The sequence below is a fragment of the Mitsuaria sp. MSU3D genome (assembly GCF_056867975.1).
The window spans coordinates 2,244,637-2,270,156 of record NZ_CP200314.1; the positions used below are offsets into that span (position 1 = coordinate 2,244,637).

The 25,520-nt window shown below is 69.3% G+C and carries 16 protein-coding genes; 11 read left to right on the top strand and 5 right to left on the bottom strand.

What is annotated here, in order from left to right; all coding sequences use genetic code 11:
* The first annotated feature begins 38 nt into the window (after positions 1 to 38).
* The 9 genes from AC1VNM_RS09785 to AC1VNM_RS09825 all read left to right on the top strand — a co-directional run bounded on the left by AC1VNM_RS09785 (position 39) and on the right by AC1VNM_RS09825 (position 14,948).
* Positions 39 to 494 (top strand): GPW/gp25 family protein, encoded by a 456-nt coding sequence (locus AC1VNM_RS09785; RefSeq protein ID WP_483106778.1) that lies wholly within the window; start codon positions 39 to 41, stop codon positions 492 to 494.
* Positions 491 to 4,426, top strand: a complete 3,936-nt coding sequence (locus tag AC1VNM_RS09790) for a hypothetical protein (RefSeq protein WP_483106779.1) — start codon at positions 491 to 493, stop codon at positions 4,424 to 4,426. Before AC1VNM_RS09785 ends, AC1VNM_RS09790 begins: the two co-directional genes overlap by 4 nt.
* Positions 4,423 to 5,223 carry a hypothetical protein gene (locus AC1VNM_RS09795; RefSeq protein WP_483106780.1) on the top strand — a complete coding sequence of 267 codons (801 nt, stop codon included), beginning with the start codon at positions 4,423 to 4,425 and terminating at the stop codon, positions 5,221 to 5,223. The genes AC1VNM_RS09790 and AC1VNM_RS09795 overlap by 4 nt, the downstream gene beginning before the upstream one ends.
* Positions 5,220 to 8,042 (top strand): hypothetical protein, encoded by a 2,823-nt coding sequence (locus AC1VNM_RS09800; protein ID WP_483106781.1) that lies wholly within the window; start codon positions 5,220 to 5,222, stop codon positions 8,040 to 8,042. Before AC1VNM_RS09795 ends, AC1VNM_RS09800 begins: the two co-directional genes overlap by 4 nt.
* A complete protein-coding gene (locus tag AC1VNM_RS09805; RefSeq protein ID WP_483106782.1) occupies positions 8,035 to 10,062 on the top strand; it encodes a contractile injection system tape measure protein in 2,028 nt (675 codons plus the stop codon). The genes AC1VNM_RS09800 and AC1VNM_RS09805 overlap by 8 nt, the downstream gene beginning before the upstream one ends.
* A complete protein-coding gene (locus AC1VNM_RS09810) occupies positions 10,046 to 10,282 on the top strand; it encodes a hypothetical protein (RefSeq protein WP_483106783.1) in 237 nt (78 codons plus the stop codon). The genes AC1VNM_RS09805 and AC1VNM_RS09810 overlap by 17 nt, the downstream gene beginning before the upstream one ends.
* Positions 10,237 to 11,457 (top strand): ATP-binding protein, encoded by a 1,221-nt coding sequence (locus AC1VNM_RS09815; RefSeq protein WP_483106784.1) that lies wholly within the window; start codon positions 10,237 to 10,239, stop codon positions 11,455 to 11,457. The genes AC1VNM_RS09810 and AC1VNM_RS09815 overlap by 46 nt, the downstream gene beginning before the upstream one ends.
* 5 nt (positions 11,458 to 11,462) lie before the next feature.
* Positions 11,463 to 14,249: a putative Ig domain-containing protein gene (locus AC1VNM_RS09820; RefSeq protein ID WP_483106785.1), complete on the top strand. Its 2,787-nt coding sequence runs from the start codon at positions 11,463 to 11,465 to the stop codon at positions 14,247 to 14,249.
* A gap of 75 nt (positions 14,250 to 14,324) precedes the next feature.
* Positions 14,325 to 14,948, top strand: coding sequence for an eCIS core domain-containing protein (locus AC1VNM_RS09825; RefSeq protein ID WP_483106786.1), 624 nt, complete (start codon positions 14,325 to 14,327; stop codon positions 14,946 to 14,948).
* Between the two features lie 39 nt (positions 14,949 to 14,987).
* Here the strand turns inward: AC1VNM_RS09825 and AC1VNM_RS09830 are convergent, their stop codons facing one another.
* Complete coding sequence (locus AC1VNM_RS09830; RefSeq protein ID WP_483106787.1) at positions 14,988 to 15,887, bottom strand: LysR family transcriptional regulator; 900 nt, start codon at positions 15,885 to 15,887, stop codon at positions 14,988 to 14,990.
* 108 nt (positions 15,888 to 15,995) lie between these two features.
* Here AC1VNM_RS09830 and AC1VNM_RS09835 point away from each other — a divergent pair, with 108 nt between their 5' ends.
* The gene (locus AC1VNM_RS09835) at positions 15,996 to 16,571 is read left to right on the top strand and encodes an ester cyclase (RefSeq protein ID WP_483106788.1); all 576 of its coding nucleotides are present in this window, start codon (positions 15,996 to 15,998) and stop codon (positions 16,569 to 16,571) included.
* Positions 16,572 to 16,637: 66 nt separating this feature from the next.
* Here the strand turns inward: AC1VNM_RS09835 and AC1VNM_RS09840 are convergent, their stop codons facing one another.
* The 3 genes from AC1VNM_RS09840 to AC1VNM_RS09850 are packed head-to-tail and all read right to left on the bottom strand — an operon-like array spanning position 16,638 to position 18,209.
* The gene (locus tag AC1VNM_RS09840; RefSeq protein WP_483106789.1) at positions 16,638 to 17,093 is read right to left on the bottom strand and encodes an EVE domain-containing protein; all 456 of its coding nucleotides are present in this window, start codon (positions 17,091 to 17,093) and stop codon (positions 16,638 to 16,640) included.
* Positions 17,090 to 17,461 carry a VOC family protein gene (locus AC1VNM_RS09845; RefSeq protein WP_483106790.1) on the bottom strand — a complete coding sequence of 124 codons (372 nt, stop codon included), beginning with the start codon at positions 17,459 to 17,461 and terminating at the stop codon, positions 17,090 to 17,092. Before AC1VNM_RS09845 ends, AC1VNM_RS09840 begins: the two co-directional genes overlap by 4 nt.
* Positions 17,462 to 17,510: 49 nt before the next feature.
* Positions 17,511 to 18,209, bottom strand: coding sequence for a helix-turn-helix transcriptional regulator (locus AC1VNM_RS09850; RefSeq protein ID WP_483106791.1), 699 nt, complete (start codon positions 18,207 to 18,209; stop codon positions 17,511 to 17,513).
* A 383-nt stretch (positions 18,210 to 18,592) separates the two neighbouring features.
* On the opposite strand from AC1VNM_RS09850, the gene AC1VNM_RS09855 reads away from it, so the two are divergent.
* Positions 18,593 to 24,673 (top strand): RHS repeat-associated core domain-containing protein, encoded by a 6,081-nt coding sequence (locus AC1VNM_RS09855; protein ID WP_483106792.1) that lies wholly within the window; start codon positions 18,593 to 18,595, stop codon positions 24,671 to 24,673.
* An 87-nt stretch (positions 24,674 to 24,760) separates the two neighbouring features.
* On the opposite strand, the gene AC1VNM_RS09860 is transcribed toward AC1VNM_RS09855, so the two are convergent.
* Complete coding sequence (locus AC1VNM_RS09860; protein ID WP_483106793.1) at positions 24,761 to 25,318, bottom strand: hypothetical protein; 558 nt, start codon at positions 25,316 to 25,318, stop codon at positions 24,761 to 24,763.
* Positions 25,319 to 25,520: the final 202 nt, after the last annotated feature.

Sequence of the window (25,520 nt, forward strand, 5' to 3'; positions counted from 1 at the left end):
TCCGACTCCTCCACGGACCCGCTCACGGACACCTCCACATGGACGGCGAACACGACTTCCTCGGCACCGGCTGGGCCTTCCCGCCGGCCTTCGACCGGCGCACGCGCGGCGGCGTGATGGTGTGCGGCGTGACCGACGTCGAGGAGAGCCTGCGCATCCTGCTGACCACCGCGCCGGGCGAGCGCGTGATGCACCCGACCTACGGCTGCGGCCTGCGGCGCATGGTCTTCGAGACGATGAACGACAGCACGCTGACGGAGATCCGCAGCCTCATCCAGCAGGCCATCCTGTTCTTCGAGGCGCGCATCGCGCTCAACGCGATCGACATCGACACCTCCGGGCTGTACGACGGGGTGCTGCGCATCCAGCTCGACTACACGCTGCGCAGCAGCAACAGCCGCTACAACTTCGTGTTCCCGCTCTACCTGCGCGAGGGCGAGGTGCTGGGGACCGAGGACCCGGGGCGCGACGCGCCAGGGAGGATCGCCGCATGAGCACCGGCACCGAACAGCGCGAGCGCTTCCCGATGGCCCTGGCGCCGGGCTACTTCCGCCCGGACGACCTGGACTTCGAGCAGCGCGTGGAGATGACGGCGCAGCTGGCGCGCCATCTGCGCTTCATCGACCTGGACGACCACGACGCGGGCGACTGGAGCTCGCTCTTCGCCACCGATCCGACGCTGGTGATGGCGCGCATCGCGGCGGTCGATCCGTGGCCGCTGCAGCAGCGCTTCGGACGCGAGGTGGACTCGGCGCCGCTGCCGCACCTGGCGCGCCAGGTGTTGACGCTGGCGGGCTGGCTGGACCTGTGGTGGCGCGCGCTGGCCGGCATCCACGACACCGCGCCGCGCGTGCTGCGCGAGCGCATCCACCTGCTGGTCGACCAGCAGCTGGCGGCCGACCTGCGCTGGGTCGAGCGGCGCTTCCTCCAGGGCGAGGACAGGCAGGACGCGCCGGCCGCGCCGCGTCCGCCGGGGCCGGTGGAGCGCGAGCTCTCGCGCATGTGGCACCGCCAGATCAGCGAGGAGCCGGCCGTCGATCCGGACGCGGAGCGCGAGGACCGCGAGCGGCTGCGCGAACGCTTCTTCGCCTTCCTCAGCGCGGTGGACGACGTGCGCCGGCTGGCGCGCGAGCTGCTGCCCGACAGCATCGCCACGGCCAACCACGAGCCCGCGGCGGCGCTGCTGGTCGCCTTCCTGAAGGTCTGCGAGACGGCGCAGCGCGAGGTCAACCGCTTCCCCGCCCGGCACACCGCGTTCTACTACCGCGACTGCCTGGGCTTCGACCTCGCGCCGTCGCGCGCCGACACCGTCTACCTGGCCTGCCAGCGCGACCTGCGCGCGCCCGGCGACGTGCACGTGCCGGCGGGCACCGCCTTCGACGCGGGCAAGGACGCGGCGGGCCGGCCGGTACGTTTCGTCAGCGAGGGTCCCTTGACCGTCACCGATGCGCGCGTGGAGACGCTGCGCACGCTGCGGCTGGAACGGGACCGGCTGATCGCGCCCGAGCGGGACCTCAACTACGTCACCCGCGCCAAGGTCGCGCAGCCGGTGGCGGACGGCCGCACCGTCTGGCCGCTGTTCGGCGCGGCCGGCGGCGCGGGGGCCGAAGATGCGCGCATCGGCCTGGCCATTGCGTCGCCGCTGCTCCTGTTGCGCGAAGGCGAGCGCGAGATCCGCGTGATCCTGCGTCAGACCTCGTCCGGCGCCGCGCCGGACCTGCGCGGGCTGCGCGACGCGGTGCTGCGCGCCAAGACCGCGGACGCCTTCCGCGATGCCTTCGGGGACCTGGTGCCGCAATGGCTGCTGGCCGGCGGCGACGCAAGACCTGGCACCACGGTGGAGGTCAACCAGGACCTGCGCGACACCGACTGGGTCTCCATGCGCAACGCCGCGCACCGCCTGCTCGGCGAAGGCCTGCCTGCGATGTTCGATGGCTCCGGCGCGCCCAACCGCGCGCTGATCTTCGACCGGCTGCTGCAGGGCGCGTTCCGCCTGAGCCTGAGCACGGCGGCCGGCTGGTGGACCGTCGAGAGCCGCCTCGACCGCGCCGCCGGCGCCGGTCTGTCGCTGCTGATCCGGCTGCGCGCGGACGCGCCGGCCATCACCGGCTGCGATCCCGCCGTGCACGGCGCGGAGTGGCCGACGCGGCTGCCGGTGCTGCAGCTGGAAGTCGCGACGCAGGGGCGGCTCTATCCGTACTCGCTGCTCGCGCGGCTGCCGCTGGCGGAGGTCGACCTGCGCGTGTGCGTGCGCGGCGTGCGCGAGGTGCGGCTGGCCAACAACCTCGGCCCGCTCGATCCGACCAAGGCCTTCGCGCCCTTCGGTCCGCTGCCGGGCCTGTCCTCCTACCTGGTCGTGGGCTCGCCCGAGGCGGCGCGCAAGACCCTGGACCGGCTCTCGCTGGACATCGAATGGGGCGGCCTGCCGCTCGAGCCCGGCGGCTTCGACACGCATTACGCCGGCTACGGCGGCACCGCCGGCAAGGAGCTGCGCCAGGGCCAGTTCAGCACCGAGATCGCCTGGCTGCGCGACAGCCAATGGCAGGCCTGCGCGAACCGCTCGGCCCACCAGCCGCTGTTCGCCGGCGCCAACGCGGCCGGCGAGCTGATCGCGACGCAGCACATCGAGATCGATCCCGGCTCGGTGCGCAAGCTCAGCCGCGCCACGGACGAGGACTGGTCGACGATGCCGATGCCCCGCAACGGCCTGTGCCGGCTGCAGCTGAGCGGCCCGCGCGCGGCCTTCGGCCATGCGGCCTATCCGGTCGAGCTGGCCGCGACGGTGGCCGCCAACGCGCGCACCAAGCGCCCGAGCCCGCTGCCGAATCCGCCGTACACGCCGGTGATCGAGCGCATCTCGCTGAACTACGAGGCCGCCAGCGTCATCGCGCTCGACCGCGACGACGATCCGCCCGAGGGCGTCGACGGCGAGCGGCTGTTCCACCTCCACCCCTTCGGCCTGCAGACGCTGTATTCGGCGATGTCGGGCGGCGGTCACGACCTGCTGCCGCGCCTGGGCGTCGACGGCAACCTCTACATCGGCCTGTCCTCCTGCGACCCCGGCGGCGTGCTGACGCTGCTGTTCCAGCTGCGCGAGTCCTCGGCGCGCAGCCTGCTGAACGGGTCGCGGCCGCGCGCCGTGCAATGGGCCACGCTGGCCAACGACGAGTGGCGGACGCTGGCCCCGTCGCGCGTGCTCGGCGACACGACGCACGGCTGCCTGACCTCCGGCATCGTGACGCTGGACCTGCCGCGCGACATGAGCACCGACCACACCGTGATGCCGGCCGGGCTGTACTGGCTGCGGCTGTCGGCGGCCGCGGAGTTCGATTCCTTCGCCGGTCTGGTGTCCGTGCGCACGCAGGGCGTGCGGCTGCGGCGGCAGATGCCGGGCGATACGGGAATGACGGGCGCTGCACCGCCGCGCACCGGCAGCGCGCCGCCCGCCCCGCCGGTGCCGCTGGTGGACGGCGCCATCGTGCGGCCGTCGGCGACGCTGCCGGGGCTGGCCTCGGTCACGCAGGTCGGACGCTCCTTCAGTCTGCAGCGCGAGGAGGACGAACGCGCCATGATCACGCGCGCCGGCGAGCGGCTGCAGCACAAGGGCCGCGCGTCGCTGGGCTGGGACGTCGAGCGGCTGCTGCTGTCGCGCTTCCCCGATGTGATGAAGGCGCGCTGCCTGCCCGCGCAGGACGGCAGCGGCGGCGTGACGGCCGTGGTGATCCCGACGCTGCCGCGCAACCTGCCCGCGCTGGCCTGCGCGGCGCCGCGCTTCAACGCGGTCGAGCTGGCCCGCATGACCGCCGCGCTGACGGAGATCGGCTCGCCCTTCGCGCGCTTCCAGGTGCGCAATCCCGCCTACGACCGGCTGCAGCTGCGCGCGACGCTCGGCCTGACGCGCGGCGCGCACGAAGGCGCGACGCTGCGCCGCGTCAACGAGGCGATCGTCCACTACCTGTCGCCGTGGTTCGACGACGGCTACGGCGCGCGCTTCGACTGGCTGGTGCGCAGCGAGGACCTCGAGGCCCGGCTGCGCGCGCTGGAGGGCGTGAGCTTCGTGACGCAGCTGTCGCTGATCACCGTGGCCTGCGACGACCGCGACGTCTACACTCTGTCCGACACCGCCCGCGGGCCGCTGGACGTCCCGCCGCCGGGTCGGCGCGGCAACGACGGACAGAACGGCCATGGCGGCCGTGCCAGCGCGCCGCCGGCCACCGGCGCGGCCCATGCGCGCGCGCGGCTGCCGTGGAGCATCGCGCTGCCGATGCCGCAGCACATCCTCACCGCGGTCGACCGCTTTCCGGAGACGGTGTCGCCGCGCGCCACCGGCGTGGACCGGCTGGCGGTCGGCAGCACCTTCATCATCGGCGGACCGGAGCGGCAGGACGCCGGGCCCGCCGTCGTGATCGGCAGGGGCGCGCCATGACGACCCGCAACCGCGACACGCTCAAGCAGTTCTTCCAGGAGGGTCGGCTGCCCACCAGCGACCACTTCGGCGACCTGATCGACTCGATGCTCAACATGAGCGACGAGGGCTTCCGCAAGACGCCGGAGAACGGCTTCGAGGTCTCCACGCCGGTCAGCCACGACGCGCTGATCAGCTTCTACCGCGAGCAGAGCGGCCGCGAGGCGATCTGGTCGATGGCCTACGGCGGCGACCGCGACCAGCTGCTGTTCCACCACGGCGACGCGCGCGCCGCCGGCACGCGGGACCCGGTGCTGGCGCTGGACACCGAGGGCCGCGTCGGCATCGGCACGGCGAAGCCGCGACAGGCGCTGGAGGTGGCGGGCGTGGTGGCGTCGTCGGGCCGGCTCGGCGACCTGCGCCGCGAGGACGAGGCGGGCCAGCCGCTCAAGGCCGACGGCGAGTGGCACGACCTGACCGGCGCGCTGAGCGGCTGCCAGGCCTTCGAGGTGATGGCCGGCGTCGGGCAGAAGGACGGCGGGCGCTTCGCGATGCTGCATGCGATCGCGATGAACACCTACAACCCGCTGCCGGGCTGGCTGGAGTTCCTCTCGCCGCGCAAGCGCATCCGCAGCCAGCACGCCTGGTACGGCCGCCGCTGCGACCGCATCCAGCTGCGCTGGACGGGCGGCCACGGCCGGCGCGCGAGCTACCGGCTGCAGATCCGCACGCAGTGCGACTACGGCGAGGGCAAGGTGATCCAGGCCTCCGTGTCGCAGCTGTGGTTCGACCCCGAGATGACGGGAGGCTCGACATGAGCGCGGGCGGCGCGACGTCGCATCTTTCGGCGTTCCCGTCCGATCTGCCGGGGCCGTCCGCGCCTCCGGTCATGCCGACGACGCCGGTCAAGCTGACGCCGACGACCGACGAGGAGCGCGACGTCGGCTTCGACGGGCTGCGCGCGCGCGGCATCGCCCTGCTGCAGCAGCTCAGCGGCGGCGTGTGGACCGACCACAACCTGCACGACCCCGGCATCACGATGCTGGAGCAGCTGTGCTTCGGCCTCACCGATGTCGTCTACCGCGCCGGCTTCCCGGTGGCGGACCATCTGACCGGACCCGACGGCACCATCGACTACGAAGCGCTGTCGCTGCATCCGCCGGCGGAGGTCTTCCCCTGCCGGCCGACCACGCCGGCGGACTATCGGCGTCATCTGCTCGACGCGGCGCCCGGACTCGACGACGCCACGCTGCTGGCCGAGCCGGGCACCGGCCTGTACCGGCTGCAGCTGCAGCTGACGCGCGACACGGGCGCTGCCACGAACGGCTGGGGGAACGGGTCGACGAACAGGTCGACGAAGGGCTCCGCAAGCAGCTCGGCCAGCAGCTCGGCCAGCGGCTCCGCGCCCGGATCGTCCGGCCGTGCCGTCCTGTCGGACGAAGTCGCGGCCGAGCGCATCGCCGCGGCGCGCGCGGCCTACTTCGAGCGCCGCAACCTCGGCGAGGACCTGCATCCCGACATCGTCCGCATGCGCGACGTGCCCTGCGACCTGCATGCCGACATCGACATCGCCGGTCCGCGCGACGGCGTCGACATCCTGGCCGAGGTCTACGACCGCTGCGCGCGGCACATCGCGCGCGCCGCGGTCTCGCGCACGCTGGACGAGCTGCTGCGCGAAGGCCAGTCGCTGGAGCGCATCTACACCGGGCCCGAGCTGCGCAACGGCTTCATCGAAGACGCGCCGGCACCGGAGGCGGGCTATGCCGTCGACTGGCTGTTCCTCTCGGACCTGACGACGGTGGTGCTGTCGGTGCCGGGCGTCGTCGACGCGCGCGTGGTCGCCCTGCGCGCCGAGGGCCGTGAGACGAACGCCGGCTCGGTCGAATGGCGCGGCCGGGACTGGGCGCTGTCGCTGCGCCTGCCCGATCGCGACGTGCCGCCGACGATCAGCGTGCGCCGGCGCGGCAACGTGGTGCCGGTGGCCTGGAACGACCTGCGCCGGCGGCTGGAGGACCTGCGCTCGGCCGGCCGCTCCCATCAGGCGCGCGGACGCACCGAGCAGGCCGCGCGCGCCGCCGAACTGCTGCCGCGCGGCGTGCACCGCCGGCTCGACACCTACGTCTCGGTGCAGGACCACCTGCCCGCGATCTACGGCCTGGGGCGCTACGGCGTGCCGTCCACCGCGCCGCCGCAGCGGCAGGCGCGCGCCCGGCAGCTCAAGGCCTACCTGGTGATGCAGGAGCAGGCCATCGCGCAAGGCCTGGCCCAGCTGCAGCATCTGCGCGAACTGTTCTCCGTCACGCCCGGCGCACGTCAGGGCCTGTGGACGCAGATGATCGGCGCCGACGCCGTGCCGGGGCTGGACCAGCTCTACAAGGAAGCGCCGCAGGCCGTGGCCGAGGCGGTGTACCGCCCGTTCGACCGCTCGGCGCGGCGCAAGAACCGCGCGCTCGACCACCTGCTGGCGCTGCACGGCGAGACCTACACGCAGAACTCGATGCGGCAGTTCCTCGGCCACCTCAGCCCCGAGGAGTCCGAGACGCTGCTGCTGGAGAACAAGGCCACCTGGCTGCGCGACATCGTGCAGCTGACGCGCGACCGCGCGGGCGGCTTCGATCCCACCCGGCCGTCGTGGGACGTGCCGGACAACTGCGGCGGGCTGCAGCGCCGCGCGAGCCTGCTGCTGGGCTTCAAGCAGTGGCACGACCGACCGCTGACGCGCGCGCTGCGCGAGCAGCGCTTCACCCTCGTCGCCAGGCCGGGCGCCGGACATCAGCCCTGGCTGCTCGACGACCAGGACGACGCCGTGCGGCTGGCGCCGTCCGCGGGCCACGCCGTGCAGCCGTCCGACCGCGCACAGGTGCGCGAGGACCTGCAACGCATGCCCTGGCTGCGCTTGCCGATTCCGGCGGGGCTGCTGCGCGCCGGTCAGCACAGCGCGCGTTACCGGCTGATGCCGGCCACGAGGGGTTTCGGCGGCGGCGGCGGCCAAGGCAATGGCCAAGGCGGCGTCCCAGACGGAGGGAACCGCGGCGGCGGCGAAGCGCGCCGCCTCATCCTCGGGCCCGATGAGAACCAGCAATGGTGGCTGCTCGGCGAGTTCCCCGACGCCGCCGCCGCGCGCCGCGGTGCCGCCAGCCTGCGGCTGTTCCTGCGTCATCTGGACCAGGAGAGCGAAGGCATGCACGTCGTCGAGCACGTGCTGCTGCGGCCGCTGCGCCAGGATGCGCTTTCGCATGCGCGCCTGGGGCTGTCGAAGGACTTCCATCAACTGCGCGTGACGGTGGTGCTGCCGGGGTGGACGCATCGCACGTCGCAACCGGCCTTTCGCCACTTCGCGGAAGAGACGCTGCGCATCAGCTGCCCCGCCCACCTGACGCTGCGCTGCGTGTGGCTGGACGCCGAGCCGATGCAGCGATTCGAGGACACCTATGCGGCCTGGCTGGAGGCGCGACTCGCGTGGGCCGACTCTCCCGACGACGAGCGCGCGCGGACGCTGGCGGACGAGACCGCGTGCCGCGTGATCGAGCGCCTGGGGATCGACGACGCAGCGATGACCGGCGACGGCGGCGATGCCGGCCGCGGACCACGCGGAGAGGACGACGGCCACGGGCCGATCGTGCAAGGCCATGCGTGACGCCGACCACGCCTTGCCGCATCTGGTCGAGCGCATGACGGTCGACGCGGACTTCGGCACCGGACTGGGGCTCGGCCAGGGCGTCGGCCAGGCCCTCGGCATGACGCCGGGCGAGACGGAGGCGCGCCTGGTCGCGTGCGTGCAGGGGCCGTTGCTGCGCGTGATCGACGAGGTCTTCGACGAATGCTGTCCGGCCGAGGAGCACTGGCGCCTGGACGAGCTGGAGATCGACCTCGGCGAGCTGCCCGCCGCCGAGTGGGAGACCGAAGCGCCGCGCCTGCTGCGCGAGCGCCTGCGCCGCGTGCTGCAGGAACTGCGCGGCCCCGGCGCGACCAGCGCGTCCGGCCGCGCGACCGGCCTGCGCGTCAGCACGCGGCCGCAGGCGCGACGCGACGCGTTGCTGCATTTCCTGCGTCATGGCCGGCTGCCCTGGCAGGGACGCGGGGACGATCCGGTCAGCCTCGCCCGCGACGCGCTGCGCGAGGACGCGGGCGCGCTCGTCGCCGCGTTGCGCACCACGCCGGACCGCGCGGCGCTGCTGCAGCGGCTGGCTGCGCAATTCGACGAGGACCTGCTGGGCACGCTGGTCCACGCCTTCATGCCCGGCGAGCCGGCGGCGGCGGCGCGACTGCTCGACATCGTCGCGCAGGCCCGTCGCAACGGCCGCTCGCCACGTACGCAAGCGGCGCTGTGGGAATCGGTGCTGGGCCAGGCGATGGACCACGCGGTGGCTCCGCGGCCCGCCGCGTTGATGCTGCTGCGCGCGCAGCTGCTCGCGGCGCTGGATGCGGGCGCGGCGTTCTCGAGCGGCAGCGATCCGCTGCACGGCGTCGCGCATGCGTGGGCACCGCTGCTGCGCGAAGACCGCGACTGGCTGCGCGCCACCTTGCAGCGCGTCGGTGAGACGGCGATCGTGCGCGAACGCCTGGTGCAGGCCCTGCCCGAACGGCTGCTGCCGCGCCTGCTCAGCCTGTGGATGGCCGAGCCCGCCGCCGAAGCCGTCGCCGCGTGGATCGCCGCCGTCGCGGCCGGCCAGGTGTCGGCCGACATGGCAGGCGACATGGCAGGCGATAGATTCAGCGACGTTGCGGCGGGGATGTCGGGGTCCCATGCGACGGGCCGGTCTCCTTCATCGAAGCACCCTGCTCCATCGACCGCCGACGGCGCGACGATCGAAGCACGTCGGCGTCGGCTCTGGCAGGCGACGCTCGGCCACGCGGTGCGCCATCCGTCGTCGAGCTTCGATCCGGCCCGCTACGAGGCGGAAGTCCGCGAAGACCTGGAGCGCCATGCCCCGCCCGGATCGGAGCCGCCCGCGCGCTGGTTCGACCGCGCGGTGCGCGCGGCTACGGCCGTGCTGGCGGCCGCGCTGTCCGTGTTGCGCCTGCCGTGGCGCAAGTCCTCCGCCACGTCACGCGCGACGCGGGGACAGGGAGACTCCGATGCGTCGAGGACGCCCGGCTCGTCGATCGACGTCGACGCTCATGCCGGCGCTGATGCCGATGCCCACGCGTCAAGCGCGCAGATCGCCGTCGGCAACGCGGGGCTCGTGCTGGTGTCGCCCTACCTGCCGCGGCTGTTCTCGATGCTCGGCCTCGCCGACGACCGCGCCTTCACCGGACCGGAGGCCGCCGCGCGCGCCGTGCTGCTGCTGCAGGCGCTGGCGACCGGCCATGCCGCGGCACCCGAGCCGGAGCTCGTGCTCAACAAGCTGCTGTGCGGCGTGCCGCTGGACACGACGGTGCCGCGCCTGATCGAGCTCTCCGACGCCGAGCGCGAAGCGATCGACGGCCTGCTCGGCGCCGTGATCCAGCACTGGCGGATCCTGGGCACCACGTCGATCGACGGCCTGCGCGGCAGCTTCCTGCGCCGCGCCGGCCAGCTGGAGCGCGGCGACGACGCGTGGCAGCTGTCGGTCGAGCCGGGCCCCTTCGACATGCTGATCGATCAACTGCCCTGGGGCTACGCGACCTTGCGGCACCCGTGGATGGAAAGGGTGATTCATGTGGACTGGCGCTGACCCGTCGCCGCGCGCGACGAACAACGCGCGCGCGCTAGAGGCCGAGCTGCACTGGCTGGACCGCGTGCTGCAGCTGCGCCTGGCCGGGCACTTCGGGCAGGAAGAGGTGGTCGCGCCGCCGAGGTCGGCATCGCCGCGGTTCCCGGATCGCGGCGAGCTGCCCCTCCTCCCGCCTTGCCGCCGCCGGCGGGCGAGCCGGACAACGACCTCGCGCGGCTGATCCGCGAAGGTGATCTCGGCCCGGCGGAGCGGCTGGTGCTCGCGCTCGCGCTCGCGCCGCACCTGCGGCCGCAGCTGATGGACCTGCTCTTCGTCAGCAACCGCAACCTGGATCGCGGCTTCTGCGAGTTCGGCGGCTGGAAGGGCCGGCACCACGGCGGCTTCCTGCCGACGGTGGAGACGGCGGCCTTCCTGATCGCGGGCGAGGACCTGGCGCGCCGCTTCGCGCTGCGGCAGATGCTCGACGAGACGGCGCCGCTGCGCCGGCTCGGCATGGTGCGGCTCGCGCATGAGGCGCCGGGCGAGCCCTGGTACGGCTCCGCGCTGCTGGCCGGCGCGGACACGCTGGACCTGCTGTGCACCGGCGAGGCCCGCAAGCCCGACTACAGCACGCAGTTCCCGGCCAAGCTGATCGAGACCAAGCTCGGTTGGAACGACCTCGTGCTCGACCCCGACGTGATGGACGAGGTCGAGGCGATCATCACCTGGGCCCGCCACGGCGACACGCTGATGCGGGACTGGCAGCTCGACAAGGCGCTCAAGCCCGGTTACCGCTGCCTGTTCTTCGGCCCGCCGGGCACGGGCAAGACGCTGACCGCCACGCTGATCGGCGACAAGGTCGGCGCGGACGTCTACCGCATCGACCTGTCGATGGTGGTCTCCAAGTACATCGGCGAGACGGAGAAGAACCTCGCCCAGGTCTTCGACCAGGCGCAGCACCGGCGCTGGATCCTGTTCTTCGACGAGGCGGACGCGCTCTTCGGCAAGCGGACCGCGACCTCCAGCAGCAACGACCGGCACGCCAACCAGGAGGTGTCCTACCTGCTGCAGCGCGTCGAGGACTTCCCCGGCACGGTGATCCTGGCGAGCAACCTCAAGGGCAACATCGACGACGCGTTCGCGCGGCGCTTCCAGTCGGCGGTGTATTTCCCCATGCCGGACGCCGAGCAGCGCCTGCGGCTGTGGGAAGGCATGGTGCGGCACACGGGGCGGCTGGACGTGGACGTGGACCTCGCGGAATTCGCCGAGCGGCATGAGCTGGCCGGCGGCGCGATCGCCAACGTGGTGCGCTTCGGCGCGATCAACGCGATGCAGGCGGGACGCGACCGCATCCTGGCCGCCGACCTGCGCCGCGGCATCGCCAAGGAACTGCGCAAGGAAGGACGCACGGTGTAGGCGCCATGGGAACACGCTCCTTCTTCCAATCGATGCGTCGGCGGTCGTCCGTCGACGAATGGGCCGATGACGCGCCCGACACCGGGCGCGTGTCGTCGCCTTGCCGTCACTGCGCCCGCGTGCGCTGGTTCGTCGGCGGCACGCTGCTCGCGGCGGCGCTGCTGGTGCTGCACGCGAGCGCGCAGTCGCCGGCGGCAGCGCCGGCGTCCTCGGCGTCCTCGGCGTCCGACAAGACGACCTACGTCGCGACGCCGCGTCCGTTGCCTCCTCGGCCCGAGCAGCCGATCGCCTCGGCTCCCCTGCCTGCTTCAGCCGCTTCGGCCGCGGCCTCTGCCGCGGGTCGCGATCCGATGTGGCTGGTCTACCAGACGATTCCACTGCCATCCGGCCGGCTCGACCGCCCGTACAAGGCGCGTGATCTCGTGCGCGGCGGCAGGCCGCCCTACCGCATCGCCATCGACGGCGCATTGCCGCCGGGCATGTTCGTCGAGGAGGACGGCGCGCTCGCCGGCACGCCGACGAAGACCGGCACGTTCCGTTTCCTGCTCACCGCGACCGACGCCTCGCGGACGAGGAACCTCGAGCAGGCGCTGTACGAGATCCGCGTCGTCGATCCCAAGCCCGCGCCGGTCGCACGGCCGGCCACGGCGCCGGCATCGGTCCCGGCGCGCGCGCCCGCGACGGGACGGGCTCGCCCGCCCAACCCGCTGACGTCGATCACCGAGGACCAGACCAACCGCGTCGTGCCGGCGGATCCGCCGATGCCGATGACCTACGTGCTCACCGAGGCGAAGCTGGCCGAGATCTTCAAGAACGCGGAGGCCTCGGCGGGCGAGTCGCTGATGACGGCGGCCGCCGCGGGCGAAGCCGCGGCTGAAGGCGAGCCGGCAGGCCCGAAGGCGCTCGCGGTGAAGCCGCCGGTGATGGGGCCCACGCTCGACCAGTTGCGCGAGATGCTGATGCCCTTGAAGGACGTGGAACACCCGACACGCGCGGTGTTCCAGGACTCGCTGCGGGCGCGGCAGTGCGAGTATTTCCTGCGCCACGTCAACGAACTCACGCGCGAGCTCGACAAGGACCAGATCCAGCGCTGCCCGCGCAAGGAGGATCTGGCGGAACGCGACCGCGAGCCGCCGCCGCCGCGACCGTCACCGGGGAGCGGGCGCGCGCCGGACCAGGACAACGCGATCGACGGCCGCATCGCCGCCGCGGAGCTGGAGCGCAAGCAGCAGCTGGAGAAGGAGAAACAACAACAGAAGCAAGAGGAGAAGGCGGCGAAGCCCGGCCACGTGCCGGCGCAGCCGCCGGGACGGCTGGCGGTGGACACCTTCCTCGACATGCTGATGCCGGCGACCTTGCGCGAGGAGATCACCGACGCGGCCGGCGTCGAGCATCCGATGACGGGCGTCAAGCCGCTGAACCTCGTCCCGGAGGACTGCGGCTGCAGCCTGCAGGCCATCGAGACCGACGTGTACGCCTTCCTGCCCTTCTGGATGCAGGGCGCGAGCGATGCGGCCATCCCGGTGCGCTTCGACAAGTTCACGCGCATGCAATACATGGGCGCGGTCCTGCGCAACGACGGCAGCTATCAGGCGCCGCCCGGTGTCGAGAGCCCGGGGGGCGGCTTCGCGCGCCGTGTGAACCAGCACGACGTCGGCCTGGACCTGGTGCTGTACCGCCGCGACTTCCACGTGCTGATGCGGCTGGTCAAGCCGGCGCGCGACGACGTGCTGGCCAACAGCGCGGCGGCCATCGGCGCGATGCTGGACATCCGGCACAGCGACCTGCAGGGCCGGTTCGAGGCCCTGCTGCCGCCGGGCTGGCGCGAGGAGGCGCATGTCTACGACGGGCTGACGGTGTTCTTCGAGCCGACGGACGCGGAGGCGGAGGACCCGCGCTTCGAGCGCTTCTTCATCGACTACGTGCAGTCGCTCGTGACCCAGATGCAGAAGCGGGCGCCGCGGGCCTTCCAACTGAACCTGGTGATCCCGCAGCACCTGCTCGGCGAGAAGGGGACGGCATTCCGGTTCAGGAACCTGCTGGCCATCATGAAGACGGCGGAGCGCAACCGGGCGGAGGCCTCCCCCGGCGAATACAAGGAGCGCGGCGCGGCGACGGCCTCCTACAAGTCGACGCCCGACTACGTCGGCAAGAGCCCGATCACGGTGCGCATCCTGACGCCGCTGGGCATGGGGTCGGACGTGAACAAGATGCAGCTTCGCAACCGCACCGACTTCACCGACGAGCTCAGCGGGCCGGACCGCATGGCGCTGCTCGTCAGCGTGATGCCGGTGCTGGTGTACCCGGGCGGCAAGCCCGTCGACTTCGCGGGGGCCGAGAGCATGGACCGCGACCTGGTCTACATCGGCTGGTCCTTCGGCGGCGTGGCGTTCTGGCCGCTGCCGGTGTCCAGCATCGGCGCCGGCAAGACCGTGGTGGAGCTGCTGGACACGCGCTTCTGGTCCTTCCTCGACCAGGACACCCGCTTCTGCAAGATCGTCTGCCCGATGCGCATGCCGCTGCGGCTGGGACTCGAGGCGCTGCTGGTGATCGTCGGCACGACGCTGCTGCTCTACGGCTGGAACTGCCGCGTGCGGCGGATGGGTCGCGTGATCCTGATGGTGCTGTGGGCAGGGGCGCTGGTGACGCTCGCGGTGGCCAGCGCGATCTTCTCCTGCGACCCGTCGCTGAATCAGCTGAGGACGGGGAACACCTTGTTGGTGGTGATCATCCTGGTGCTGATCGTGGGCGGGTTGATCGTCACGTTCAAGCCCAGGGTCGAAGCCCCCTGAGCGCCCGGAAGACACACGCAGGACACGCACCAGTCACGCACAAGCCACGCAGATCGATCACGAGAGGAGCCTCCGATGAAGGACTCGACCAACGACAGCGGCGCGTTCGAGCATGCGCCGGCGGCCTCGCCGGTGCAGCGGCGGGCGCTGGAGGGCGGCGACCTGTCCGCGATGCTGGACGGATCGCCGCGGCAGCTGGCGCAGCGCCGGCGCATCGATGCGGCGTTCGGGCCGGTCGCGCAGCGCGAGACCGGGCTGGAGGAGGACGAGCTGGGCACGGCGCAGGCCAAGGTCGCTCAGCGGGAGACCGGCATGCTCGATGACGAAGAGCTCGGCACGGCGCAGGCCAAGGCCGCGCCGGTGCAGCGCCAGGAGAACCGGACGGGGATGCCCGATGGATTGAAGTCCGGCATCGAGTCGCTGTCCGGCACGGACCTGTCGGACGTGCGGGTGCATCGCAACTCGTCGCAGCCGGCGCAGCTGAATGCGCTCGCGTACGCGCAAGGGAACGACATCCACCTCGGCCCGGGTCAGGAGCAGCACCTCCCGCATGAGGCGTGGCACGTGGTGCAGCAGCGCGAGGGCCGCGTGCAGCCGACGATGCAGATGCAGGGTGTCGACATCAACGACGACACCGGGCTGGAGGCGGAGGCGGATCGGATGGGGGATCAGGCGATGAGCATCGGGCGCGATGCGTGAGGGATGGGGGGATGGAGGGATGGGGTAAGGAATGGGTGATCAGTTCACCCACGGCGCCGACGCGAGCCGTTCCGCCAGGAAGTCGATGAGCAGGCGAACCTTCGGTGCCAGGTGTTTCCTGCTGCCGTAGACGGCGCAGACGGCCAGTTCGAGCGAGCGGTACGCCGGGAAGAGTTCGACCAGGTCCCCGCGCTCCAGGTCCTTCCCGACAAGGAAGGTGGGCTGGAGGATGATCCCCTGGTACGCGAGCGCGATCGCGCGGCAGGTGTCGCCGCTGTTGGCGCGGATGCAGGGGGTCGTGTGAACACGCACGGGCCCCTCCGGACCTTGGAACTCCCAGTCGTCCCGCTGGGACCACAGGCTGTAGGCCACGATGTCGTGGGCGGCCAGGTCGCCGGGATGTTTCGGCGTCCCACGCGCCGCCAGATACCGGGGCGACGCGCAGGCCACCACCCGGGTCGTGGCCAATCTTCTCGAGATCAGGCTCGAGCTCTGCGGCACGCCGATCCGCACGGCCAGATCAAAGCCCTCTTCGATGATGTCGATCACGCGGTCGGACAGCACCACGTCGAAGGTGATCCTGGGGTGCAGCGACTTGAAGTCTCCCCACAGCTCGCCCAGGTGCAGATTGCCGAAACTCACCGGCGCGCTCATCCGCAGCAGACCGATGGCCTCGCCGGTGCGTGATGAGAGTTCGGCTTCGGCGGACTCCACGGCGCCGACGATCTCCTTGCACCGCAGATAGAAGAGCTCGCCTTCTTCGGTGAGCGAGAGCCTGCGGGTGGTGCGATTCAGGAGGCGCACCTTCAGACGCGACTCAAGCTCGGCGACGTGCCGCGACACGGCAGCCTTCGACAGTCCGAGGGGCTCGGCGGCTGCGATGAAGCTGCCCGCGTCGACGACCTGCATGAAAGTCTGCATCTCTTGAAAACGGTCCATTGACTCTCCTGGCGAGACCATCAATCTCTCTTGCGCATATTTATCCCGTTGAACGGGACAAATAAAGTGTAGTCACCGCTGCCCCCCAGCGCTACACAAGGACCTGAGATGAACCGTTCCCTGCACCTCGCGGCCATCGCCGCACTCTCGTTGGCCGCATTTGCGGCGACGGCCGAGACGCCCGACCCGAAGTGGCCGGCCACGAAGGCCGGCGCGCCGACGCCCAGGATGGCGGGCCTTCCGGCGGACCTGGCCCGCAACCTCGCGAACTTCGACGATCTGGACTTCCGGGTCTACACCGGGCAGGCCTGGAAGGACCTGCACAAGTCCCACACCAAGGACGTCATCGTGCACTGGCCGGATGGGCACATCACCCAGGGCATCGACAAGCACATCGAAGACCTGAAGTACCTGTGGACCTTCGCGCCGGACAACCGGATCACGGAACACCCGGTCCGCTTCGGCTCGCAGGACGGCAGCTACACGGCCGTGACCGGATGGCTGGAAGGCACCTTCACGAAGCCCATGGTGCTGCCCGATGGCAAGGTCATCCCCCCGACGGGGAAGTCGTACCGCATCCCGATGGCCACCATCGGTCGCTGGAACAAGGAAGGCATCATGTTCGAAGAGTTCCTGTTCTGGGACAACGGCGAGTTCATGAAGCAGATCGGCCTGGGCAACTGAGTCGCCGGGCGCGGCCCTGGTCGCCGCGGTCCGCAACGATCCGCTGCTCATCCCTGCCGCCGTGGCTCAGCTCGCCGCCATCTCGGCGGCGATCAGACCCATGTCGGCAGGGGCGATCTCGATCAAGCCGAAGCGGAACGCATAGCCCCAGTTCGTCTTCCCCGCCGTGAAGGCGAGTCGGTCCAGCAGCGGCTGGATCGGCGCCTCGCGGATAGAGGGATGCCAATCGACATCGCGCCGGAACGGTCGGAAACCGCCGCCCATGTCGACCTCGTAGGCGTCGCCGTCGCGCACGGTGCCGAGTGCCGTGAAGCACTGGAGACGGTCCTTGCCGCCCATCTGCACGGCGGGCGAGTAGTAGGCCACGCGGTCGCCCGGCCGGACCCGGCGCAACGGCGCGACCTTGCCGTGGCAGACCTGCATGAAGCCTTCGGCACGGCCACGGCGGACGTGCTCCGCCGACGCCACGGCGATCCACGAGCGCGGTTGCCGGCCGTCCGCGTCGTCGAACAGGCCGCTCATCCCCGCTCTCCCGGCGAGAACACGCGCAGGCGGTGGCCATCGGGATCGGTCGCCGTGAAGGTGTAGCCGAAGTCCATCGCCGTCGGCGTCTGCAGGATGGCCAGGCCGAAGTTCTTCCAGGCTTCGAATCGCGCATCGACGGCGGCGGCGTCCTGCACCGCGAAGGCCAGTTCGCTGCCGCCCGCCGGGGTGGCCGCGGGCTCAACGCCTGCCGACGCCCACAGGCCCAGCATCACGCCCGAATCGAGCGCGAACATCGCGAAGGTGGGCGAACTCTCGACGGGCGGTTTGCCGAGCAGGCGCGCGTAGAACGCGCCGCTCTCGGCCGGGCTGGCGACGTACAGAAGGATGAAGTTGGGATGACTCATGACGGGTTCCTGGCTGTGTTGATGCAGCGGATGCTAGGAACCCGGTCTGTCAATTTCCGTCAGCAGCAGCGATGCCCTCGCGTTCCCGCCAGGCCTTCAGCAAGGCAGCCTTGCGCTGGGGATAACGCTCCTCGATCAGCTCGGGAGCGGTCACGCGATCGGTCCGGAAGCTGCGGATCTCCTTGCGCAACTCGCACCAGGCCACGAGCACCTGGACCCGGTCGAAATAGCCCAGCGCGAACGGCCAGACGGTGCGCTCGCTGTCCTTGCCCTTGAGGTCGCGATAGGCGATGCGCAGCTTGTGTTCGTGGCGTATGGCGCGGCGCATCAGCGAGAGGACATCGCGGTCGATGTCCGGCGGATCCGAGGGCCCGGGGAGCAGCGAGGTGCTGTCCAGTTCATGGCGCATGGCCGGCGGCAGTACGGCCGCGATCTTGGCCAGCGCGTCGCGCGCCGCGATGCTCAATCGCGCGTCGCTGCGACCCGCGACCCAGCGCGAGCCGAGCACGAGCGCCTCGACCTCGTCGACGGTGAACATCAACGGCGGCAGCACGAAACCTTCGCGCAGCACATACCCCAGGCCCGGAGCGCCGTCGATGCGCGCGCCTTGAGATTGCAGGGTCGCGATGTCGCGGTAGAGCGTGCGCAGGCTGATGTCCAGCGCGGTCGCGAGTGCCTCGCCGGTGACGGGATGGCGATGGCGGCGCAAGGTCTGGATCAGGTCGAGCAGGCGGGCGGAACGGGACAAGAGGAGGCCTCCAATGAGTAGGCGCGAGGATAGGTCGTTTCGCACACGGCTCGGTGCAGCTCCGTCATCCCCATCGCCCGCGGAAGTGGCACCAGGATGGTTCGTCCCGCCCGCATCTGGCAACGCCTGCCCCCAGGCAAGCCCTGCCCCCATCGGAGTGAGAGGGTTTCCCCGATCCAGTATTCGCGGTGCCCTCGCCTAGCATCGGCGCGGCCGGAATCGAACAGCGCGATAGCGCGGCGTCCGGCGAAAAGACAACCAACAGTTTGAGTTCCAGCAGGGAGGAACCTCAGGACATGCCGACCGGCCGCCGCATGCGCGACCGGGAGCGTCAGCGTGTGTCTTGAGGGCGGCCTACCCGACGGTGCTCCGGAGGGTCTGCCATGAAGAACGACACGCACGATTTCGCTCCGGCCCTCCTTGGCCGCCTGGTCGCCAACGGTTCGCGATGGACCTCACGCCTGGGTCTGATCGCGCTGGCCGCGATCGCGTTCGGCGCTCAGGCCCAGTCGGGTGCGACCCTCGAAGAGGCGATGGCCAACCTCAAGGCGACGCGTTCCACGCCGGCCAAGGGCGCCACGACGACAGCTCGCACGGGCACACCACGCCTGATGGTCGAGCCCGGAGGCGGCGACGAGCCCGCGAAGATCGACCCTGCCAACTATTTCGAGAACGGCAAGCTGATCCGTGCGCCCAAGGCCATCGCGGCCGTGGGCAACGATCTCTTTGGTGATCGGGTCAACCTCTACCGCGGCACGCTCGAATTCGTTCAGACGGACGTGAGCCTGGAAGGAAACAACGCCCTGCCGGTGGCGGTCACACGCAAGCTGACGACCGGCAGTCGAGGCAATCTCGGCCAGGGACTGTTCAGCGAGTGGGAACTCGAGATCCCGCACATGCAAGGGATCTTCAACGCCGCCGCGGGATGGGTTCGACAGACCTCGTCCGGAACGCCAACCAATCAGCGTTGCTCCAACTTCGGCGCGCCACCCGACGGCAATCCGATCGCTACCGGGCAGAAGTGGCGTGCCAAGGAATTCTGGCAGGGCAACTTCCTGAGCGTTCCCGGCGGAGGCCAGCAGGAGGTGCTGCTGCGTGATCCTTCCTTCCCCAACAACAACGTTCCCGACGATGGCGTGGCGACACCGCTGGTCACGACGGGGCTCTGGGCAATCCGTTGTCTTGGCTCGCTGGCAAGCACGACAGCTTCGACACCGACGCAGGAGCAAGGTGAAGGCTTCCTGGCGATCTCGCCGGACGGCACCCGCTATCGCTTCGACTGGCTGGTCACGCGTGCGCAGACGGGTCTGACCAAGGTCGTCAGCGCCGCGGGGTCGCACCTGTCGATCTCGCGACAGGAGGTGCACATCTACCCGACACTGATCACCGATCGCTTCGGCAATACGGTCAGTTATACCTACGACGCCGCCGACAAGTGGAAGGTGCTCAGCATCCAGAGCAGCGACGGGCGATCGCTGTCGTTCACCTACGAGCCGGGAAGCCGCCGCATCAAGACGGTGACCGACGGCACACGCACCTGGACGTACAACTACGCGGACTACCTCTTTCCCAACCGGATGGTCGACTGGCGGAGCCTGGCAAGCGTCGTGAACCCGGACGGCTCCGCCTGGGACTTTGCGGGCATGCACCTTCCCTTCGGCTTCCAGCAGATGTCCAACGGCATCGTGGACATCGAGATCGAGTCGCCCGAGATCCAGGAGAACGTCCCCACCCAATGCGACGCGGGCGCGATCAATGGCATGCCCAATCCGCAGCCCTACGGCCAGATGGTCCATCCATCAGGCGCGGTGGGCCGCTTCTGGCTCACGCCGACGGAGCACGGCCGCAACGGCGTGCCGGAGGGCTGCATCAGCGAGGGCTATGCGAATTCGGTCGGCAAGGCCATCAAGTCGCGCTTCAGCAGCGTCTATGCGCTGACGAAGAAGGAGATCTGGGGGCCCGGCCTTCCGGCGATGACCTGGCAGTACAGCTACGACACCTGGTACCCAGGTTGGCAATCCTGCGGCGTCTGCACGGGACAGGTCGCCACGGTCCTGGTCACAGACCCGGAAGGCGATGTCACCCGGCACACCTTCGGCAACACGTTCCAGGTCAACGAGGGGCAACCCCTGAAAGTCGAGACCGGTTGGAACGGCAGCTCCGCAGCGCGGACCATAGACACTCGCTACTACAACGGCTTCGGCCCGGTCGGCATCAGCGAGCAGGACGTCGGCGACGGCGGCATCACCACGCGACATGTGCCGGTGGACCGTCGCATCACAACGCAGCAGAACTCGACCTTCACCTACCTCGTGAACAGCTTCGATGGCGCCGCGCGCCCGACAAGCGTCACCCGCTCCAGCAGCCTGGGCTACAGCCGGACCGAAGTCACCACCTACAGCGATCACCTGAGCAAGTGGGTGCTGAGCCAGGTCGCCACGGTCACCACGAACGGCCTAATCTCGGTCAGCAACGTCTACGACCCGAATACGGCGACCTTGACCAGCGCGACGAAGTTCGGCGTGCTGGAGAACAGCTACACCTATCGCGCCGACGGCACGCTCGAAACGCGCAAGGACGGGCGCAACAACACGACGACCTTCGGCATCTTCAAGCGCGGCATTCCTCAATCCGTCAGTCTGCCGACCGGCGCGAGTCGCAGCGCGGTGATCAACGATATCGGTCGCGTCACCAGCCTCACGGACGAGATGAACATCACGACGTCGTACGGCTATGACGCGGCGGGTCGTCTCACCAGCATCACGCCGCCGTCGGGATGGACACCGACCACGGTGTCCTATGTCCAATCGTTGCAGGCCGACGTCGGCCTGGATGCCGGGCATTGGCGCGTGACGGAGAGCACCGGCACGTCGCGCATCGTCACCTACCTCGACGGACTGTGGCGTCCGGCGATGACACGGACCTTCGACGCCAACGACGAGGCGAACACGCGCAAGGTTGTGATCAAGCGCTATGACTCGGACAGCAAGGTCACGTTCGAGAGCTATCCGCGGCGCGACATCGCGAGCGTGACCGCCGATCCCGACGGCACCAAGACCTTCTATGACGCGCTGTCGCGGCCAATCCGCACGGAGGCCAAGAGCGAACTCGGCGTGCTGACGTCCTCCGTCGATTACCTCACCGGCTTCCAGACCCGTAATACCAACGCCCGAGGAAAGCAGAGCACGCAGGGATTCTGGGTGCTGGACAACCCGGACAGGACACAACTGGCCGGCATCGCGGTACCCGCTGGACCCGGAATCCCTGATGGCATGCAGGTGACCATCAGCCGCGACGTTTTCGGAAAGCCCCTCACCATCTCGCGGTTCGGCAACGGCGTCACGGTCACACGCAACTACGTCTACGACGCCGGTCAGCGTCTGTGCAAGACGATCGAGCCGGAAGTCGGCGCGACGGTGCAGGACTACGACGGTGCCGGGAACCTGGCCTGGCGCGCGCCGGGACGGGACCTGCCGAATGCAGCGTGCGACCGTGACGTCATCCCTGGCGCCACGAAGATCTCGCATTCCTACGACCAGCTCAACCGCCTGATGGACACGACCTACGGCGACGGCAGCACCAACATCGCGCGGACCTACTGGCCCGACGGAAAGCTCAAGACCATCAACACCAGCGACGGCACGGCGTGGTCCTACGACTACAACACGCTGCGCCTGCCCACGACAGAAACGCTGAGCTACGGCGGCAAGGCGGCGACCGCGACGTGGAACTACAACGCCGACGGGCATCTGTCCGGCGTCACGTATCCGGCGGGCGGTCCTTCCGTGTCGTACAGCCCCAATGCACTGGGCGAGGCCACGCAGGTCGGCAGCTATGCGAGCGGCGTGAGCTATCACCCCAACGGGGCGGTAGCCAGCTACACACTCGCCAACGGCATCGTGCACACGCAGACGCAGAACCTGCGTGGTCTGCCGGAGCGCATCCAGGACGTCGGCGTGACCAACGACCTGTACGCCTATGACCAGAACGGCAACGTCTCGGCGATCTCCGACCAGCAGGAGAACGTCACCACACGCGCGATGACGTATGACGATCTCGATCGTCTGTGGACCGCGACAGCGCCCAACGTGTGGGGCACGGCGACCTATACGTACGACGCGGTGGACAACATCCGGACCGCGGTCGTGGGCAGCCGCTCGAGCACGATGAGCTACGACGCGCGCAACCGGCTCGAAAGCGTGATGACCAACGGCACGCTGTCGAGCTACACATACGACGCTCAAGGCAACATCCGCACCAAGGGCGGACAGACCTACTCATTCGACATCGGCAACCGCATGTGGGCTGCCAGCCTGGGCGGGACCTATGTCTACGACGGCCATGGACGGCGTGTCTTCATCACCGCGCCGGACGGAACGAAGCGCCTGCAGATGTACACGCAGGCCGGTCAGATGCTGTGGGGCGACCGGACACAGACCGTGCCCGACGTCCCGGCAACGGTCACCGGCTATACCTGCAGCGCCGGGACGGTGTCGGGCTCCTTGTGCATCAGCACCAGCGTCTACAACGCATCTGTGACGGGCTACCAGTGCAACCCGGGCGACTCGCTGAGCGGCACGACGTGCACGCACACGACGAGCTCGACCTATGGTGCGTCGGTCGGCTCGTACGTCTGCAACCCGGGCGACAGCCTGAGCGGTGCGACTTGCAGCCATTCGACCAGTAGCACCTATAGCGCCACGCCCGTCTATGCCTGCAACTCCGGCGATTCTTTGAGCGGCACGACCTGCTCGCACACGTCGTCGTCTGCGGCGACGCCGGTCTATACGTGCCCCTCGGGCTGGTCGCTCAGCGGAACGACCTGCACGACGTCGACCTCCACGGGGGCGACGGAGAACCCCAACTGCAATGGCATGGGATCACCGGCCATCTTTACCGGCTTCTACGCCTGTCGAGGCGACGCCGCGGCCGATCAGTTTGGCGACGAGGATCCTGCCGACATATGCATGCAGAACTACGGCGGGTTCGGACTTCAATACGAGACCTACCAACGCAAGACCAACAAGCTGGTTTCCTGCGTGTTCCGGGCGCTCGTCACCTACTCCTGTCCCGCAGGCACAACGCTCAACGGCACGCAGTGCACGGGCTCGACCAGCCAGGCCGCCACGATCGGCAGCTATACCTGCCCGTCGGGATCGCTGTCAGGCTCAAGCTGCCTCACGACGAGCACGTACGGCGCGTCGGTGTCGAGCTACTTCTGCAATCCGGGCGACGGCTTGAGCGGCAGCACATGCTCCCAAACGACGATCAGCACGTATGGCGCGACACCGATCTACGTGTGCAATCCAGGCGACTCGCTGAGCGGGCAGACCTGCACGAGCGTGATCGGATCAAACTATGCGGCGTCACCGTCGGGCTATGCCTGCAACAGCGGCGACGCGCTCAGCGGTGCGACCTGCACGCACACCACGCAGTCGGCGGCCACGCCGGTCTATGGCTGCAGCGGTGGCACTTTGTCTGGTACCACCTGCGTCGGCGGAACGACCACGTCGACCACGGCCTACATCTACCTCGGCAAAAAACAGATCGCCGAGACGACGAACGGCATCACTCAGTTCGCGCATACAGATGCCCTGGGCAGCCCGGTGGCGCATACGACGAACCAGCCGCAGTGGTCGGTGCTCAACCGAACGCGCTACGAGCCCTACGGCTTCACCGCTCAAGGCACCAAGCCCAGCTCCGCCACCAGTGTCATCGGCTTCACCGGTCACGTGAACGACGCGGATACGGACCTCGTATACATGCAGCAGCGATACTATGACCCGGTTGCCAGCAGGTTCCTGAGTGTCGACCCCGTCGTCACCGATGCCGATACCGGTAAGGGCTTCGGGCTTTACACGTATGCCGAGAACAACCCGTATCTCTATACGGACCCCGATGGCCGTCTTGCTTTCCTGGTTCCGATGGCCGCGGGTGCGATCATTGGTGGCGGCATCAATCTGGGTGCTCAGTTGATCCGGTCTGGAGGCGACTTCTCTCGCGTGAGCTGGGGACAAGTTGGTGTGGCCGCTGTTGGTGGCGCGCTGGCTGGCGGCGCAGGTGTCATCGCCTCGACGGCTGCGACCACTGGTGGAATGATCGGAGCGAATGCTGTTGCAGGTGCGGCAATTAGCGCTGGAGGTGCGCATGCAGCAGCGGCCGTGGACGGCAAGTCAGCTTCAACTGGGGATGTCGCAAGGGCTGCGGCGCTTGGCGGTGCTGCCTCAGTTGCCGCTGCAGCCGTGACTGCGGTGCCGGCTGGAGTGGCCGCTGCCAATCAGGTTCCCGGAACTGCAGCACAGGTTGGCGCCAAAAACATCGTTGAGAGCATTCGACAAACTACATCCAGCGCGGGCAAACAAGTCAATTACGCTCCGCCAGCGGGGCAAGCCGTCGCCAATCGAACCGGGGATGTTGTGTCGAACTCCACCAATATTGAACAGGAACCAAAAGCAAAGCGATGAGAGGCCACACGCAACTCTCCCATCCAAGGGCAGAAAGGAAATGGTTTCAATGATGAGAGTTCCGAACTGGGTCAGGCGATTTGCGTTTTATACGCTGCAGTTCAACCTACTCTTTGCTGTCTTGTATCTCATCGCCAGCGTCTTTGGTGAGGTCGACATTTCGTTTGCCAAATGGATGGGCCTCTGCGAAATCGTCTTCTTGGTTGTCATTCTCCCGTACCTGATGTACATGGATTCAAAGAGGCTGAAGTCATGAGCAGGTTCTCGTCGGCGTGACCACGCCGTGGTCAGCCAAGCCATCACCATCCCATCGCACCCGTCGCCGCCACGACTGACAGCCCGACCTTCACGATCACGCCCGCACCGACAACCCACTTCGTCCGCCTGCTCTTCAGCAAGACCCGCACCGCGCGTTCGTGCATGGATCGGATACATCCGTCCGACGCATTCCTGGCACAGGCGCAGCCGGTTGTTGACCTGCGCGTGACCGTCGGCGCCTGACGCCGCGTCGAGCAGCACGAACGACTTCTTCGTCGAGCGGATCTGCTCGTTGACCTGCGCATCCATCGCGTCCCCGTACGCGTTGAACGCCTTCATCCAGCCGTCGCCATCGGTGATCTGCGACGCGACGTAGTAGACCTGCACTAGGTCCAGCCCGCCGCTGGGGTCACAGCTGAGCACCCGCCACCTGTCGCCCCAGCCCCTCGCTCCCCATCCTCCCTCACCGTGGTATCGCTACCACGCGTGAGCTGACATGACTCGTTTTTGTCATTTCCATTAATGCGAATCACTCTCACCTGCGTTAGAGTCCCGGCCGAAAGTCACCTCCCACCTCTTCCGGACTACT

Bases quoted from the DNA above. Each gene is read 5' to 3' on its own strand.
- AC1VNM_RS09805 (WP_483106782.1), top strand. From the start codon at position 8,035: ATGCGTGACGCCGACCACGCCTTGCCGCATCTGGTCGAGCGCATGACG.
- AC1VNM_RS09840 (WP_483106789.1), bottom strand. From the start codon at position 17,093: ATGAGCGGCCTGTTCGACGACGCGGACGGCCGGCAACCGCGCTCGTGG.
- AC1VNM_RS09845 (WP_483106790.1), bottom strand. From the start codon at position 17,461: ATGAGTCATCCCAACTTCATCCTTCTGTACGTCGCCAGCCCGGCCGAG.
- AC1VNM_RS09830 (WP_483106787.1), bottom strand. From the start codon at position 15,887: ATGGACCGTTTTCAAGAGATGCAGACTTTCATGCAGGTCGTCGACGCG.
- AC1VNM_RS09835 (WP_483106788.1), top strand. From the start codon at position 15,996: ATGAACCGTTCCCTGCACCTCGCGGCCATCGCCGCACTCTCGTTGGCC.
- AC1VNM_RS09795 (WP_483106780.1), top strand. From the start codon at position 4,423: ATGACGACCCGCAACCGCGACACGCTCAAGCAGTTCTTCCAGGAGGGT.
- AC1VNM_RS09820 (WP_483106785.1), top strand. From the start codon at position 11,463: ATGGGAACACGCTCCTTCTTCCAATCGATGCGTCGGCGGTCGTCCGTC.
- AC1VNM_RS09825 (WP_483106786.1), top strand. From the start codon at position 14,325: ATGAAGGACTCGACCAACGACAGCGGCGCGTTCGAGCATGCGCCGGCG.
- AC1VNM_RS09790 (WP_483106779.1), top strand. From the start codon at position 491: ATGAGCACCGGCACCGAACAGCGCGAGCGCTTCCCGATGGCCCTGGCG.
- AC1VNM_RS09855 (WP_483106792.1), top strand. From the start codon at position 18,593: ATGAAGAACGACACGCACGATTTCGCTCCGGCCCTCCTTGGCCGCCTG.
- AC1VNM_RS09810 (WP_483106783.1), top strand. From the start codon at position 10,046: ATGTGGACTGGCGCTGACCCGTCGCCGCGCGCGACGAACAACGCGCGC.
- AC1VNM_RS09785 (WP_483106778.1), top strand. From the start codon at position 39: ATGGACGGCGAACACGACTTCCTCGGCACCGGCTGGGCCTTCCCGCCG.
- AC1VNM_RS09800 (WP_483106781.1), top strand. From the start codon at position 5,220: ATGAGCGCGGGCGGCGCGACGTCGCATCTTTCGGCGTTCCCGTCCGAT.